This is a genomic window from Dactylosporangium sucinum (assembly GCF_014647515.1).
GTDB classification, from domain to species: domain Bacteria; phylum Actinomycetota; class Actinomycetes; order Mycobacteriales; family Micromonosporaceae; genus Dactylosporangium; species Dactylosporangium sucinum.
In genome coordinates this window covers 29,249-44,175 of the sequence record NZ_BMPI01000025.1, presented here as the reverse complement: position 1 = coordinate 44,175, position 14,927 = coordinate 29,249, and the positions used below count along the sequence as shown (strand labels likewise).

Below are 14,927 nucleotides of genomic sequence, written 5' to 3'. Positions count from 1 at the left end.
AGTGTCAACGCTCGTCTGATCCGGACACTGATCACAATGGGTGACACCGGGCCAGGCCCGCCGAGTCGTGCTCGCATGAGCCGGGGACCCACCGCAACTGGGGTGAATCCACAGGCCGACGGCCTGTGGTAGGGCGACCTTTCGCGCCCGAACCCGTCAGCTAACCCGGTAGGCGGACGCGTAAGGAGAACATGCTCGTGCACGTTCAGGTCAACCCCCACCCAGGCCGGCTCCTCGGCCGCCCCGCACGTGCGCTGCGAGCCGTTCGAGTCCACGTCAGCCGCTGAGGACAGCTGAAGGTCCACGCCGGGCCTGGTCCCGCGGCGACGGTCACGCCCGGACGTGCATCCGCATCGGCGCGGTTTCCGGCCCGGGCCCGGCTGCACGGCGACCGGCTCGCGCGTGATCGCTGCGCGGGCCGGAGTCCGCTGCCTGCGGGCTGCCGGCCGCGCTCCTGGCGCTCCATTGTGGACCAAACGCACTCAGCGCCCGTCAACGACGTTCACCCGTCGGCCGGAGCAACGCACTGAGGTGTCCTCGGCGTGCGGCTCCGGTGGTTTGGAGATTGCAAATGAACCGTGCGTCTATCCGTCACCTCGCCCAGCACGCGGTCGGCACACGCCGATCTCGCGGCGCCGTCCTCCTGGGCGGGCTGCTGGCCGTGGCAGCGGCGACCGGAATCGTCCTGAGCCAGATCGACGGCTCGCAGCCGAGCCGCGCTTCCTCGGCCGTCGCACCCGTTGTCGCCAGCGCGGCTCCGGAAGCGCCGGCCACGCCCAGCCCTGCGGAGAAGGTGCTCGAAGCCCAGTTCCAGCAGCAACCGAACTTCTACTGGTGCGGACCCGCGGCTGCCCGCAACGCGCTGGCCGCCGGCGGCTATGCGGTGACCCAGGCCGACATGGCCTCGAAGCTACGCACGACGACGAGCGGGACCGACTCCGCGTTCGACGTGACCCGGGGGTTGAACGAGATCGTCGGGGCCGACGTCTACCAGACGAGGGAGATCCGGGGGCAGGTCGCGACACCGGCCGAGACCGGCCAGTTGCAGACCGACGTGGTGCGCGCCGTCACCGACGGCCGCGCCGTCGTCGCCAACATCGTGACCTCGGCGTGGGACACCAACGGCATCAGCCACAGCTTTGACGGCGGCCACTACGTGGCCATCGTCGGGTACAAGGACGGAGGCCGGATCGTGAAGGTGGCCGACTCGGCCAACCCCAACGGCGACGGCACGTACTGGATGACGACCGACAACATGGCCACGTGGATCGCTCGGCGCGGCTACTCGTTCTGACCTGCCGCGAGCGCGTCGAGCGGCCGCGGCTCGACAGGACTCGCGGAGCCGGTTGACGGACACCGAGCGGTTGATGCGGACGGCCGGCCAAGGCCTGCTTCGGCGGCGGCTCGCGGTGATGCGGCAAGATGTGTGGGTGAGCACCGCGACCGCCGCCCGAGGGATCGGTGGGCTGTGCGGGCTGGTCTCGGTCGGGCTGTTGTGCGAGGTGTACGCCGCAACCGGCTCGCTCATGGTGATCGCGGTGATCGCCTTGGCCGCCGCCGGCCTGCTCGTCCACCTCGCACCCGACACCGCCGACGGTCGTTCCCGGCGACTGCTGCTGCCGCTCATCGCGAGCGTCGCCGTGTCGACCACCGCCGCGTTGAGCGTGGTGTGGGCGGCGGCCACGCCGGACGGCCCGGTCCCCTGTGTCGGACCGGGCACCGTGGTCTGGGTCGAGCTGGCGCTGACGCTCGCGGTGCAGACCGCGGCCGCCGGCGTCGTCGTCGGCGCGGCGAGCGCCGCTCGGGGCCGGGCGTCGTGGTGGCTGTTCCTGCGGCACACGCCCCGAATCCGCACCTCCCTCGCGGTCGTCCTGCAGAGCTCCGCCTGCATCGCGACCGTCGCGGTCCTCGGCGGCGCCGTGGCCTGCGACGCCGCCCACTCCAAGGTCACCGATGCGGTCGCCGCCGGCACCGTCGCGGCCGCCGTCGCAGCCGTCGACCTGATCCTTGCCGTCCGCCTGCTGAATCTGCTCACCGTCGCACCGGCGTCACCGACGGACCTGACCGCCGTCGAGCTGGCGCTGCTGGCCGCAGACGTGCGGTCCGTGAATCACCTCGCCGTCGTGCAGGTGACCCACGACGAGGTGATGGTGACGGCGCGCATCGGCCTCGCCGCGGATGCCGACGTCGCCGCGACGCTCGCCCGGGCGCGGGCGCACATCCGGGACTTCGTGCCGGAGGCGCGGCACATCTATCTCCAGCCGGACCCGCACCGCTGATCTCCGCGGCGCCGGCGGCGATCAGCCGTCGGAGACGCTGACGATGAAGCCGATGATGACCAGGATCGCGATCACGCCGATCGCGATCAGGGCGCCGCCGCCGGGAGCGTCGTCGCGGTCGTCCGGGTCCTGGTCGTCGTGCGGCACGTGTTCCTCCGAGCGTCGCGAGGTCAGGCGGGGCGCCGATACCCGGTGATCGGACGGCCGTCGAGCTTGGCCATGCGCACCCGGTCGCCGGTCGTGGGGGCGTGCACCATCCAGCCGCCGCCGACGTAGAGGCCCATGTGGTGCAGGTCGCTGAAGAAGAACACCAGGTCGCCGGGGCGCAGGTCGGCCCGGGACACGGCCTTCGTGTCGTCCCACTGCCAGCGGGTGTAGTGGCGCAGCCGCACGCCGGCGGCGGCCCAGGCGGTCAGGGTCAGGCCGGAGCAGTCGTAGCCGTCCGGGCCGGCGGCGCCCCAGATGTACGGCTTGCCGATGAGGGCGCAGGCCCGCTTGGCCGCCGTGCCGCCCGGACCGCCGAGGTAGTCGACCGGGCAGGCCACCGGCCGCAGCTCGCCCGTGCCGCCGTTGCCGTACACCGCCAGGCGCAGCCGCTGCAGATCGGCGACCTTGGCCTCGATCTGCTGCTTGCGGGCGGCAAGGTCGGCGTCCTGCGCGGCCTGCTCGGCGATCACCGCGTCGAGCGCCCGCCGTTCTGCGGCGAGCCGGTCGCGGGCCTCGGCGACGGCCGCGATCGCCGCCCGCTGGTTGCGTGCGATCTCGTTCACGACGGCGAGCTGATCCAGCAGTACCTCTGGTGCATCCGCGTGCAGCAGCACGTCCAGTGCGGTGACCCGCCGTCCCTTGAACGCCGTGACGGCGAGCTCGCTGACCGGCCCCAGCGCGGCGTCGACCTGGGCCTGCAACGGCAGCAGCTGCTGCTGGAGGGCGGCGGCCCTGGCCTGGCTCTGCTTGAGCTGGCCGTGGACGAGGTTGTACTGCTCGATGATCGGCTCGAGCTGGTTCCACGCCTCGTCGATCTGCCGCTCGACCTCGGCCGGGGTCGGCTCGGCGCGCACGGCGCCGGAGCTCGCGAGGAGCGTGACGACCAACGCCAGGCACAGGGTTCCGGCCGCGAGCAGCGCTCGGACCGGCGTCGAGCGATGTCCTACGGGTCGTCGTTGGCCTGGCCGCACGGAAGACCGGCTCCTTCGCTCGTCTCAGCGCCGCCGGCAACGGCGGCCCGCCGGTAGCCGACCATAGGCCACCGGGAACGCCCCGCGCAAGGCACGTACGACGGCACATAGGAGCTAGGCGGCGAGAACTTCCCTCCATTACCGAGGATCGTTCGATGCAACTACGCACCGTAGGTGAAATGTGCCGCGCCGGGCCGACGGCGTCAGCCCGGCGCGGCGGGGTGCTACAGCTGCTCGAGCAGGCGCCGCATCTCGGCGATCTCGGCCGTCTGCCCGGCGGCGATGTCGCCGGCGAGCTTCTTGGCGGCCGGGTCGGCGCCCTGCGCCTGTTCGGCCTTGGCCATCTCGACGGCGCCCTCGTGATGCTTGATCATCATCGTGAGGAACATCTTGTCGAAGCCGGTGCCGGTCGCCTTGGCCAGCTGCTGCATCTCCTGCTGGCTCATCATCCCGGGCATGCCGCCCATCGTGTCACCGTGGTCCATGCCGTGATCCATGCCGCCGGGGCTCGGCACCGGCTCACCCCATGCGGTGAGCCAGCCGGACATGGTGGCGATCTCGGGCTCCTGGGCCTTGCTGATGCGCCCGGCGAGGTCCTTCACCGCCGGGGTGGCGGCGCGGGCCTCGGCGAGCTTCGCCATCTCCAGTGCCTGCCGGTGGTGCGGGATCATGTCGGTGGCGAACCTGACGTCGATGCCGTTGAAGCTGCCCGCCGTCGCGCCGCTGGCGGTCGCCGCCGGCGCGGTCGGCCGGGTGCCCGGGTCGTGGTGGGTGCCGCCGCCGCAGGCGGAGGTGCCCAGCAGTACGAGGCTGACCGCCCCGGTGACGGCGGCGGTGCGAAGGCGGCGCCGCGCTGCGCGGGCCGGTCGGAAGTGGTGCGGGTGCATGTCGACTCCTGTGTGCGAACGGTTGCGGACTCGGACGGATGCCGCCCCCTCGGGCGGTCCGGAGGCCGGCCTACGTTCGCAGGATCGACAGCATCGCCAGGGAGGGCGGGCCACAGCCGGTGCCGCGGGCGGCGTCGACGGCGACGGTGGTGGGCAGAGACGGGAGCGGACCGGTCGGGGCCACGTGGAAGGGCAGCGCCAGGAGCGCCGGCGACCAGCCGGCACCGCCGAGTCCGGGGGCCTGGCACATCGACCCGGCGTGGCCCCGCCCGTGCCCGCCGGCGCCGTCGTCGCCGCTCGGGACGTGCGGTGTGCTCGTGGTCCCCTCGGCGGGTGGCGTCATGGCCACGACCCCGGCGGCGTGATGCCCGCCGGGTGCCGGGATGCCGGCGACGGCGACGGTGTGCATCCACGCCACGGCGACGGCCAGCAGCACGGCGGCGAGCGTCCGCACGGGGAGCGCACGTTCCATCGCGACCGTCACCTCCTATCGTCCGTCGGAGCAAGTCTCCATCATGGGTGGCCGGCCGCGACGCCGGGGTGTTCAGATCAGGGTGATGTTCCGGTCGGCCACCGCGACCAGGACCGGGACCAGCGGCAACAGCGCCGCCACCGCGGCCGCGCCACGCGCTGCCGGGCCCGGCAGCGGCGCCGGCGGGCACAGGAGCCGTTGGAGCCGCTCCGCCGCGTCCCCGCCGGACAGCGCCAGCGAGGAGTGACCGCCGGCCTGCGCGGCCCGGGACTCGGCCATCGTGACGAGCGCCCGGGCCAGGCTCAGGGGCGCGGCCGACCGGACGGCCACGTCGTCGGCGTGCAGCTCGACGAGCCGGTGGGCCTGGTCCTCGGCCAGCCGGAACAGCGGCACCCGCGGAAAGGCGCGGTGCAGCATCCGAGCGATCCGCAGCAGCCGGTAGTGCCGGCCCGAGGCGTGGGCGTGCTCGTGCGCCATCACGGCGCGCAACTCGTCGGGACTGAGCCGGCGCAGCGCGGCGGACGTGACGACCACGTCGCGGTGCCCGCCCGGCACCAGGTACGCCGCCGCCTCGGGCGAGGGCAGCACGGTGGCGCCGAGACCGGGCTCGCGCGTGCCGACCGAACGAATGACCTCCCGCACCCGGCGACCGTGCGCGCGGTCGGCCCGCTGCACCCGCCAGACGGCGTCGAGCAGCCGCCCGCCGGTCACGGCCAGGACGGCGGCCCCGGCGACGGCCACGGCCTGGGCGGCGCGGCCGTGGTCACCGTAGAGCGCGTCGAGGCACAGCCGCCACGCGGTACACATCAGGTCATGCGTGTCGTCCCAGTGCAGCACGGACGTCAGCCCGGCCACGCCGGCCGACACGACGACCGCGACGCAGGTCATCTGCCAGACCAGCAGCGCGAGGCCGGGCGCCCGCACGACCCACCGCGCCCGGGCGAGGCGCGGCCCGCCGGCCAGCAGCAGCCCCGCGAACACGGTCACCAGCACCGCCGTCATCGGCCCGAGATCTTCCGCTCGAACGTGTCCAGTGCGGCGCGCAGCGCGACGGCCTCCTCCAGCGTCATCTGCCGCACGAAGTCCAGCAGTGCCACCTGGCGGTCGCCGCTGTCGGTCAGGGCCTCGCGCATGAGGTTGGCGCCGTACTGCTCCCGGGTGATCACGACGGTGTAGCGGTGTGCCTTGCCGTCGCGTTCCCGCTGCAGCCATCCCTTCCGGAACAGCTTGTCCATCACCGTGAGCACGGTGGTGTACGCCAGCTGCCGTTCGGCCGTCAGGACGGAGTGCACGTCGCGGACCGTGACCGGCTCGGCGACGCCCCACATGTGCTGCATGATCGCAGCCTCCAGGTCCCCGAACCCGCGCATCAGCACCTCCGTGACCGATCCACCCCGGATCTCCTCCGATCGCCGATAGTACGCGGGCGCGCGCTCAGGTTCGCGAGCTCCACCGTCGTGCCGGACAGCGACGTGGCGGCGTCCGGCCGCCGTCGCGATCACGGCATCGACGCCGACGGGGTTGGCCACCAGCGCGACCAGCACGTCGCCCTCCGCCGCGACCGGGGACCGGAACGTCAGTCGCTGGACGAACGGCAGGCTGCGGCGGACCTCGGGCAGGGGATCGTGCGTCAGCTCGGCCCGGTCGAGGCGGAACCCGCCGGACCGGAAGACCTCCAGCAGACGGTGGTGCCCGAGCGAGGGATGCGTCTCGAACGGTGTCGTCCAGCACGAGAGCGCGCCGCCGGCGACCCGGACCTCGGTCCGCATGACCAGCGCCGCCGGAAGCGCGGGGAGGGTGACCGGGGTCTCCCACGGGACCGGCAGCAGGAACGGAACCGATCGGGTGCGGCCGGCCGGCAGGGTGCAGCGGGCGGCGACCTGATGGCGGATCACCGGCAACCCGTCGCCGGTCTCGACGACCAGGGCCACGTGGTCGACCTCGACGGGCCGCGCACCGGCCCGCAGGTGCACCTCGCCCGGTGCCATCGTTCCAGGTCGCACGCACGCCTCGCGGAACGTCGTCGCGGCCAGTTGCACCGGCATCGCAACCGTCAGAGCTCCGGCGGGGACGCCGTGTAGACGGAGACCGCCGTGGACGGCAGCTCGGGCAGCGCGGCGCCGGTCAGGTCGCCGTAGCGGCCGGCCAGCCGGAGCCCGGCGCACTCGGCGAGCAGGTCGAGCTCGGCGGGCAGCACGTATCGCAGCCGGTTGCGCAGCACGCGGGTGCCCTGCGCGGTGTGCGCGACGCGGAACGTCTCGATCGTCTGCGCGGCCGGGTCGAGCCGGCCGGCTGTCATGACGACCTGGCCGGACTGCCAGCTCTCGACGTGCAGCGAGTGGCCGTCGTGCCAGCGGTTCGGGTCGGGGATGAACCCCTCGACGATCAGCGCGCCGCCCGGGGCGAGCCGGGCGGCCGCCGCCCGCAGGCACCGGCGTTGCGCCGCCTGGTCGGGCAGCAGGAACAGGGTGGAGAACGCGATCAGCACGCAGCCGAACGCCTCGTCGACGGGCGGCTCGCACATGTCCCCGAGCCGTGCCTCGACCCGCTCCGCTCCGGGCTTCGCCCGGAGGCGGTCGAGCATCGCCGGTGACGCGTCGACGCCGACGACCCGGAACCCGCCGGCCGACAGCGGCAGCGCCAGGCGGCCGGTGCCGACGCCGAGCTCGAGGACCGTCGCCGGTTTCGCCCAGCGGCCGACGAACCGGACGACGCCGGACGGATCGTCCCGGCTGTTGTACAGCGTGTCGTAGACCTCGGCCCAGCCGTCGCCGTACGCCGCGGTGCCGCCGGGATCGCCGATCGCATCGTGCGCCTCGGCCGTGACTGCATGTCCCATGGTTCGCCTCACGATTCGCCTCGTCATCGAACCGGCCGGGGGCAGGCGTGCCGGCGCGCCGCTGTCCAACGCTGCGTCACACCTCCTGCGGGCCGGGTGATCGGGCTGGCGCCGCCGGAACGGAGGCCAGCGAGCCAAATCCTACGGTGCATAGTAGATGGGACGCAGCCGGATGCAAGTAGCCGTTCGTACCACCGTCAGGCGTGTGTGCGACGTGAAAGCCGTTGGCGCCGGCGGGTCCCGCTCAATACCGTTCTCATATGGACGAGGACGCCGGCGGGGGCCTCCCGACCTTGCAGCGGTGGCTGCACGGGATCGATGACCACGTGCTGCGCCGGTGCTTCGTCGACCGCAACGCGCACCGGTGGTGGGGCGATCCGGTCCTCGTCGCGCTCGACGAGACCCTCGCGATCCTGGAGGCGGCGAAGCCGAGCGGCCTCGGGTCGAAGCGGCGGGCGTTTCGCACGCACCGCGGGACACACCAGCCCGCCATCGAGCCGCTGCTGCCCCTGCGCGCCGAGCTCGTCGTCGCGTCGCTGCTGGCCGAGGCCGCGGTGCCGTTCCGGTTCAACACCGGCTCCGGCCCCGACCTGCTGGTCGGCACCGGCACACCCGAGTTCGGGATCGAGATCAGCTCCCGGGCACCGCGAAGCGTGCGGCACCTCAGCCGGAAGCCGAGCGACGCGCTGCGCGAGCTCGCCAGGTTCGTCGCCGCCGGGGTGCTCCGCGACGAGCGCAAGGTCCGGCAGGCGCAGGCGCTGCCGACCGTGATGGTCGTGGACCTCAGCGGGTCGGATCTGCCCGACGTACGGCACTGGGACACCGCGTTCGCCCCGCTGTGGCAGCCGGGCGACACGTATCTGGCGCTCGGCGCGATGCGCTGCATGACGACGGTGCGAACACCGGAGATCCGTTTCTCCGTCAACCCCTACGCCGACCAGAGCGCGGTGGCCCTCGTCGCCGGGCGCCTGCACGACGTCCCGGTGCTCGCGGACCTCGCCGGCCGGCGCTCCCGCTGAGTCCGGGCGGCGGCTAGCGGCCGGCGCGGATGCCGTCGAGGAGCACCTGCAGGTAGCGCTCGACCCGTCCGTCCGGCTCGGCGCCGATGCGCAGCGCGAAGACGATGCCGCAGACCAGGTGGTGCAGGTCCTCGTCGGTGAGGCCGGGACGCAGCTCCCCGCCCTGCCGGGCGCGCCCGAGCACGGTCCGGGCCAGCCGCCCGAACTCCTCGCGATGAGCGGTGGTGCCCGGGCCGGCGTCCAGGTCCGGCCCGGTGGAGATGATCTCGGCGAAGGTCGGCTCGGCCAGCTGCCGGGTGAGCAGCGCCCGCAGCAGCAGCTCGACGCCGGCCCAGGCGTCGTCGTGCCGGCTCGCGGCCCGCGCGTCGTCGAGCAGCGCGGTGAAGGCGTCGTCGGCGAGGGCCTCGACGAGTGCCCGGCGGGTCGGGAAGTGCCGGTAGACGGTGCCGACACCCATCCCGGCCCGGCGAGCGACGTCGTTGAGCTGCAACGACAGATCCCCCGCGGCCACCATCAGGCGGGCCGTGGCCAGCAACCGGTCACGGTTGCGGGCGGCGTCGGCGCGAAGCGTCGCGGTCACGGCGCCAGTCTACCGAACCGGATTGACAATCCGCTTCCGGTCGCCTTGAATCGGATAGGTCATCCGCTTAAGGCTTGGGAGGACCCGTGCCCGACACCACCACCTGGAGCGTCGCCGATCTCGGCGACCAGACCGGCCGTACCTTCGTCGTCACTGGCGCCAGCAGCGGCCTTGGCGTGGCGATCACCCGCCACCTCGCCGCCCGCGGCGCTCGGGTGATCATGGCGGTCCGCGACACCGGCAAGGGCGACCTCGTGCGCGGCCGGCTGCGGGCCGAGCACCCGAGGGCCGACCTCGAGGTCCGCCACGTCGACCTGCTGGACCTCGACACCGTGCGCCGGTTCGCCGACGGCGTCACTCCCGACGTGCTCGTCAACAACGGCGGCATCGGGACCGTGCCCCGGCGGCTCAGCCCGCAGGGCGTGGAGAGCCAGCTCGCGACCAACCACCTCGGGCACTTCGCGCTCACCGGCCTGCTCCTCGACCGGCTGACCGCCGGGCGCGACCCGGCGGTGGTCACCGTCGCGTCCGGGCTGTACCGCCTGGGCCGCCTCGACCTGGACGACCTCGCCGCCGAACGCCGGTACTCGCCGGGCGGCGCCTACGCCACCTCCAAGCTCGCCAACGTCCTGTTCGGCCTGGAACTCGACCGCCGCCTGCGCGCCGCCGGGTCACCGGTGCGCAGCCTGCTCGCCCATCCCGGCATGGCGAAGACCGACCTGGACCGCAGCGCGCCGCCCTCGGCCCGCGTGGTCGGGACGTTGCTCGGCCTCGTCCTGCGGCAGCCGATCGACGACGCCGTGACGCCGATCCTCTACGCCGCCACCGAGACCTCCGCACCCACCGGCCGCCACATCGGCCCGGGCCGGCCGTTGCGCCGGGCCCGTCCGACGTTCGAGACGTTCTCCGGTGCCGCCACCGACCCCGACCTGGCGACGCGTCTGTGGTCGCGGTCCGCGGAGCTCACCGGGGTCGACATCGCACCGGCCGTGCCGCGCCGCTGACCGCCCGGGACAACGCCCACCCGGGCACCGTAGCGCCGCGGGCGCATCATCGACGGCATGCCGCTGCCCCTGCTCGCCGAGCACGACGCGCCGGTCACCGCGCTCGCCGTCGGAGTGCGGCGCGACCGCGAGCTCGTGGTCACCGGGGACGAGTCCGGCGCGGTGCGGTGGTGGGACGCGGCGACCGGCGAGCTGGCCGGCCGGGCCATCGACGACCTCCAGGGCCCGGTACGGGGCGTCGCGATCGGCGCGGCCGCCGACGCGTCCCTCGTCGCCGCGCGGACCGGCCGGGCCTGGACCGCCGTCGGCACCACGGTGATCGCCACGGCGTGACGGGCCGGCGGCCGGCGTGCTCAGCCGGCCCGCTGGGCCGCTCGCGTCCCCGGAGCCCAGCGCGGCACGAGCCAGCGGCTCCACACCGACGCCGCGCCGACGGCGAGCGCGAGCAGCACGACGCTGCCGGCGACGTCCAGCACGTAGTGGTTGCCGGTGGTGAGCACCACCGCGGTCATGACGAGCGGGAACACCCACGCCAGCAGCGCCGCCCGGGGGTGCGTGGCCCGCAGCGCGACCCACACCGCGTACGCGCACCACAGCGACCAGCCGACGTGCATGCTGGGCATGGCCGAGAAGTGGTTCTGCCCGTTGCCGAGGTCCCGCGAGGCCTGGCTGCCGAAGAGGTCGTGCTCGGCCACGATGTCGACGATCCCCGGCATGGCGAACCGCGGCGGCGACATGGGCACCGCCCAGTACACCGGCAGCACGAGCAGGGCCATCGCGACCAGCGTGCGACGGACCGTCGGGTACACCTCGCAGTGGCGGACGAAGACCCACACCAGCACCCCGAGGAGCGCCGCGTAGTACAGGCGGTAGCAGTACACCGCGGGCTGGATCAGGGCCGGATGCTCGACGAGCCACGCGTTCGCCGAACGCTCGACGTCGAGGTGGAGGGCGCGCTGCACGGCCTGCAACGCCCGGGCGTTGGCCGCGGCGGCGGTGGCGCTCGTCCCGACCGCGGCGTGCACGGACGAGAAGACCAGCACGGCGAGCCCGACGATGACCACCTCGACCAGCACGCGGCGGACCGGTGCACCGACTCGGGGGCGACTCACGGCGCCACCATAGCCGTCGGTCGGCCTCCGCACCGCCCCGTACCGCACGACGGGGCCGACGCTTGGGGCAACGCTCAGACGGCGGCGAGGTCGCTCGTGCAGTGCGGGCAGCGGACCGCGCTCGCCGGCACGTCCTCCATCCGGCAGCTCGGGCAGGTCTTGGTCGGGGGCGGGTCGCCGAACACCGTCTTGCCGCGCCGGTGCATGTAGGCCCGGTACGGCACCACGATCAGGTAGTAGATGACGGCCATGAAGATGACGAAGTAGATCAGGGCGCCGATGAACGCGCCCAGGTCGATCCGCTGGCCGTTCACCGTCCAGCCGATGCCCTTGCCCGTCGCGCCACCGCCCGCCGCCGCGTTGACCAGCGGCGTGATGATGCTGTCGGTGAAGGCCTTGATCAGCGTGCTGAAGGCCAGCGCGACCACCAGGCCCACGGCGACGACGATCAGGTCGCCCTGCATCAGGAAGTTCTTGAAGCCCTTCAACATTCGCACTCCCCCGTGGCCGCTGCTCAGCCCTCTCTACCGAGCCGGCGCCGACCTAAACCAACGAAGGCGGCCACGGCGGCCGCGTGGTCGGGGGTCAGGCCCAGGGCCGCCTGCTCGGCCGCCTCCGCGCGCAGCGTGTCGGGCAGGGAACGCCCGGCGGACGCCGCCAGGAGCCGCTTCGACGCGGCCAGGGCGTGGGGTGCGGCGGCGGCGAGGCGGGCGGCCAGGGCAAGGGCCCGCGGCTCGACCTCCTCGGGTGCGACGACGTCACCCGCGAAGCCCCAGGCGAGCGCCTGCTCGACCGTGAACGGCTCGGCGAGCAGCACCAGCGCCGAGGCCCGGGCGTGGCCGACGGCCCGGACCAGAGTCGCCGACAGGCCCGAGTCGCAGGTCAGGCCGACCTTTGTGAACGCCGTCGCCAGCGTCGCCGTCGCCGACCACACCTGCAGGTCGCAGGCGAGCGCGAAGCCGAGGCCGGCGCCGGCGCAGGTGCCGTTGACGGCGGCGACGACCGGCTTGGGCATCGTCGCCAGCAGCAGCGTGATCGGGTTGTAGTGCCGCTCGACCGTGTCGGACGCGGTGGCCGGGTCGGTGCGCAGCGCCGCGTCGAGCTCACGCAGGTCCTGGCCGCGGCTGAAGACGGTGCCAGTGCCGGTGAGGACCACGGCCCGCACCGTCTCGTCGGCCGCCGCCGCGCGCAGCGCCGCGAGCAGCCCCTCCTTCTCCGCGAGGGTGAGCGTCGGACCCATCCGGACAACAGCGACGTTGCTCATGCGAGCCGCTCGTAGACGACCAGCGGGTTGCCGGCCGGGTCGGTGACCAGGGACCGCCGCTCGTGCGGGCCCGTCACCGGGTCCGCCGCGGCCGCCCCGGCCTCACGAAGCCGCGCCAGGCACGCGTCCAGGTCGTCGACCTGGATGCTCAGCACGGTCCGGCCGGCGACGGGCTGCTGGGAGGCGTCGGCGAGGCCGACGGTCACCGCGCCGTCCGTGACGGCGGCGTAGCGGTCGCCGTCGCGGAACCGGGTCGTGAGCCCGAGCGCGCCGTAGAAGTCGAGCTGCGCGTCGAGGTCACCGGCGGGGACGATGATGTGACCGATCTTCATGGGCGAAACCTCGGCATCACCTCGTGGGCGAACCGCTCGACGATCTCGACGGACCGTTCGATCGGCAGCCCGAGCCACTGGGCACGGAAGACGAAGTGGTTGTAGCCCGCGTCGGCGAAGTCGCGGACCTTCGCGGCGATGTCGTCGGGCGAGCCGAAGAACAGCGCCTTGTGCTTGATGCCCTCCCACTGGGTGGCGAAGTAGTCCATGCCGTACTGGACGTACTCGTCGTAGGAGCGGCGGACCGCGGTGCCGGCGAGGTCGAAGGCGTCGTCGAACGAGTCGGCGACGCACAGGTCGCGGTGGATCGGGAAGACCGCGCCGTCCTCGGTGAAGCCCGCCTCGAGACGGGCCGCGCGGTAGTCGGCGAGATTGCCGACGGCCCAGTTGCGCCGCACGTTCGACGGGGCCAGCCACGGCAGGCCCTGCCGGGCGATACGGGCGATGCCGATCGGGCCGTTGGCGCCGACCCACACCGGCGGGTGGGGCCGCTGCACCGGCAGCACGCTGCAGCGCACCCCGTCGAGCTGGAAGTGCTGACCCTTGTGGGTGACCGTCTCGCCGGTCCACAGCCGCTGCATGACCTCGAGGGCCTCGTTCATCCGGGACACCCGGGTGCGCCGTTCGAGGCCGAACGAAGCGAACTCGATCTCGCGGTACCCCGAGCCGATGCCGAGCACGAACCGCCCGCCGGACATCTGGTCGATGGTGGCGATCTCCTCGGCCCAGTGCACCGGGTGGCCCAGCGGCAGGATGAGGATGCCGGTGCCGAGCTGCATCGTCCCCGAGTGGTCGATGAGCCGGCTCAGCAGCGGCAGGGGCTGCGGGGTGCTCAGCGACGAGAGGTAGTGGTGGATGCCGAAGACCGAGTCGTACCCCAGGTCCCGGATGTGCTGCACGTACTCGACGGTCTCGTCGGTGCGCCGCCGCAGGTCGTCCCCCGGCGCGTACTGGTGGTCGAGGAGGATGCCGAACTTCACGCGGCCTACTCCTCGCGCGAGCGGGTGTCGCTGAGCCGGAAGTACGGCGCGACGAGCCGGTCGCGGTCGGCGAGGGCCTGCCGGATGCCCTTCTCGCGGCGCTCCTTCAGGAAGTTCCAGTCGCCCTCGTCGAAGCTGACGTTGGTCGCCCAGCCGTGCCCGACCCAGCCGGTCATCGCGCCCAGGCCCTTGCCGCGGGCCTCCATGACGACCTGCATCATCGACTTGCCCATCATGAGCGAGTCGAGCGGCATGACGGCGATCGCGTCGGCGTAGTCGTCGACCCAGCGCTGCAGCTCCTCGTGCGGCACGACCTTGGTGACGAGGCCCTTGCGCTCGCCCTCCTCGGCCCCGATGGCCCGCATGGTGAGCATGACGTCCTTCATCGTGGTCAGGCCGACCTTCTCGATCCAGTGGTACATGTCCTGCGGGGCCGGGCCGAGGTAGCGGAACGCCGGGTGGGTGAACCGGGCGTCGGGCGCGGCGATCACGATGTCGGCCGACAGCGCGATCTGGAAGTGCCCGCCGTAGCAGTACCCCTGGACCTGGCAGATGGTGGCCTTGAGCGACTCGATGATCGGGCGGGTGAAGCCGGAGCTGAGCACGTTGCGGTCGGGCAGGATCCGCTGCCGCTGGGCCGGCCGGCGCCGCGACGCCTTGTCGGTGCCGGCCTTGTAGCCGATGTAGTGGCCCAGCTCGGCGGCGTCGGCGCCGGTGCCGAAGTGCTCGCCCTCGCCCTTGAACACGATGACCTTGACCCGGTCGTCGGCCTCGGCCTCACGGACCAGGTCGCCGACCCGCTCGAACGCGGCGACGGGGATGGCGTTGAGCCGCTCGGGGCGGTCGAACGTGATGGTGGCGACGTGGCGCTCCGCGTCGACGTCGTAGCGGACGTACTTGGCGAGGACCTCCGGGTCCACCTCCATGTTCTCGACGTCCCACTGGTTCTCGAGCAGCTCGGCTTCGGTCTTCTTCACGGCG

Annotated in this window: 19 protein-coding genes and 1 riboswitch; of the genes, 5 read left to right on the top strand and 14 right to left on the bottom strand. The window is 73.1% G+C overall.

The window, feature by feature from the left end; genetic code table 11:
• Positions 1–48 precede the first annotated feature (48 nt).
• Positions 49–190, top strand: a riboswitch (cyclic di-AMP (ydaO/yuaA leader).
• 381 nt (positions 191–571) lie between these two features.
• Together IEZ31_RS24870 and IEZ31_RS24865 are read left to right on the top strand one after the other, a co-directional pair.
• Entirely contained in the window at positions 572–1,294 is a 723-nt protein-coding gene (locus tag IEZ31_RS24870) for a C39 family peptidase (RefSeq protein WP_190252375.1), read from the top strand.
• Positions 1,295–1,430: 136 nt separating this feature from the next.
• Positions 1,431–2,279 (top strand): hypothetical protein, encoded by an 849-nt coding sequence (locus IEZ31_RS24865; RefSeq protein WP_190252374.1) that lies wholly within the window; start codon positions 1,431–1,433, stop codon positions 2,277–2,279.
• A 21-nt stretch (positions 2,280–2,300) separates the two neighbouring features.
• On the opposite strand, the gene IEZ31_RS58230 is transcribed toward IEZ31_RS24865, so the two are convergent.
• The 7 genes from IEZ31_RS58230 to IEZ31_RS24835 form a co-directional block, all read right to left on the bottom strand.
• Entirely contained in the window at positions 2,301–2,426 is a 126-nt protein-coding gene (locus IEZ31_RS58230; RefSeq protein WP_268241688.1) for a hypothetical protein, read from the bottom strand.
• A gap of 23 nt (positions 2,427–2,449) precedes the next feature.
• Positions 2,450–3,373 (bottom strand): C40 family peptidase, encoded by a 924-nt coding sequence (locus IEZ31_RS24860; protein WP_190252373.1) that lies wholly within the window; start codon positions 3,371–3,373, stop codon positions 2,450–2,452.
• A 308-nt stretch (positions 3,374–3,681) separates the two neighbouring features.
• Entirely contained in the window at positions 3,682–4,344 is a 663-nt protein-coding gene (locus IEZ31_RS24855; RefSeq protein ID WP_190252372.1) for a DUF305 domain-containing protein, read from the bottom strand.
• 70 nt (positions 4,345–4,414) lie between these two features.
• Positions 4,415–4,816, bottom strand: a complete 402-nt coding sequence (locus IEZ31_RS24850) for a DUF6153 family protein (protein WP_190252371.1) — start codon at positions 4,814–4,816, stop codon at positions 4,415–4,417.
• Positions 4,817–4,888: 72 nt separating this feature from the next.
• Positions 4,889–5,818: a M56 family metallopeptidase gene (locus IEZ31_RS24845; RefSeq protein WP_190252370.1), complete on the bottom strand. Its 930-nt coding sequence runs from the start codon at positions 5,816–5,818 to the stop codon at positions 4,889–4,891.
• Positions 5,815–6,861, bottom strand: coding sequence for a BlaI/MecI/CopY family transcriptional regulator (locus tag IEZ31_RS24840; protein WP_190252369.1), 1,047 nt, complete (start codon positions 6,859–6,861; stop codon positions 5,815–5,817). The genes IEZ31_RS24845 and IEZ31_RS24840 overlap by 4 nt, the downstream gene beginning before the upstream one ends.
• Positions 6,862–6,869: 8 nt before the next feature.
• Positions 6,870–7,655: a class I SAM-dependent methyltransferase gene (locus IEZ31_RS24835; protein WP_190252368.1), complete on the bottom strand. Its 786-nt coding sequence runs from the start codon at positions 7,653–7,655 to the stop codon at positions 6,870–6,872.
• 260 nt (positions 7,656–7,915) lie between these two features.
• Between IEZ31_RS24835 and IEZ31_RS24830 the strand changes: the two genes are divergently transcribed.
• Positions 7,916–8,674 (top strand): hypothetical protein, encoded by a 759-nt coding sequence (locus tag IEZ31_RS24830; protein ID WP_190252367.1) that lies wholly within the window; start codon positions 7,916–7,918, stop codon positions 8,672–8,674.
• A gap of 13 nt (positions 8,675–8,687) precedes the next feature.
• Here IEZ31_RS24830 and IEZ31_RS24825 read toward each other — a convergent pair whose 3' ends face one another.
• The gene (locus IEZ31_RS24825) at positions 8,688–9,254 is read right to left on the bottom strand and encodes a TetR/AcrR family transcriptional regulator (RefSeq protein ID WP_190252366.1); all 567 of its coding nucleotides are present in this window, start codon (positions 9,252–9,254) and stop codon (positions 8,688–8,690) included.
• Positions 9,255–9,340: 86 nt separating this feature from the next.
• On the opposite strand from IEZ31_RS24825, the gene IEZ31_RS24820 reads away from it, so the two are divergent.
• Positions 9,341–10,258: an SDR family NAD(P)-dependent oxidoreductase gene (locus IEZ31_RS24820; RefSeq protein ID WP_190252365.1), complete on the top strand. Its 918-nt coding sequence runs from the start codon at positions 9,341–9,343 to the stop codon at positions 10,256–10,258.
• Positions 10,259–10,315: 57 nt separating this feature from the next.
• Positions 10,316–10,591, top strand: coding sequence for a WD40 repeat domain-containing protein (locus IEZ31_RS24815; RefSeq protein WP_190252364.1), 276 nt, complete (start codon positions 10,316–10,318; stop codon positions 10,589–10,591).
• Positions 10,592–10,611: 20 nt separating this feature from the next.
• On the opposite strand, the gene IEZ31_RS24810 is transcribed toward IEZ31_RS24815, so the two are convergent.
• The 6 genes from IEZ31_RS24810 to IEZ31_RS24785 all read right to left on the bottom strand — a co-directional run bounded on the left by IEZ31_RS24810 (position 10,612) and on the right by IEZ31_RS24785 (position 14,923).
• The gene (locus tag IEZ31_RS24810; RefSeq protein WP_229835811.1) at positions 10,612–11,370 is read right to left on the bottom strand and encodes a phosphatase PAP2 family protein; all 759 of its coding nucleotides are present in this window, start codon (positions 11,368–11,370) and stop codon (positions 10,612–10,614) included.
• 74 nt (positions 11,371–11,444) lie between these two features.
• On the bottom strand, positions 11,445–11,861 hold the full coding sequence (locus IEZ31_RS24805; RefSeq protein ID WP_190252363.1) for an MscL family protein: 417 nt from the start codon (positions 11,859–11,861) through the stop codon (positions 11,445–11,447).
• Positions 11,862–11,884: 23 nt separating this feature from the next.
• A complete protein-coding gene (locus tag IEZ31_RS24800; RefSeq protein WP_190252362.1) occupies positions 11,885–12,634 on the bottom strand; it encodes an enoyl-CoA hydratase/isomerase family protein in 750 nt (249 codons plus the stop codon).
• Positions 12,631–12,966, bottom strand: a complete 336-nt coding sequence (locus tag IEZ31_RS24795; RefSeq protein ID WP_190252361.1) for a VOC family protein — start codon at positions 12,964–12,966, stop codon at positions 12,631–12,633. Before IEZ31_RS24795 ends, IEZ31_RS24800 begins: the two co-directional genes overlap by 4 nt.
• Complete coding sequence (locus tag IEZ31_RS24790; protein ID WP_190252360.1) at positions 12,963–13,946, bottom strand: LLM class flavin-dependent oxidoreductase; 984 nt, start codon at positions 13,944–13,946, stop codon at positions 12,963–12,965. Before IEZ31_RS24790 ends, IEZ31_RS24795 begins: the two co-directional genes overlap by 4 nt.
• A gap of 5 nt (positions 13,947–13,951) precedes the next feature.
• A complete protein-coding gene (locus tag IEZ31_RS24785) occupies positions 13,952–14,923 on the bottom strand; it encodes an enoyl-CoA hydratase/isomerase family protein (protein ID WP_190252359.1) in 972 nt (323 codons plus the stop codon).
• Positions 14,924–14,927: the final 4 nt, after the last annotated feature.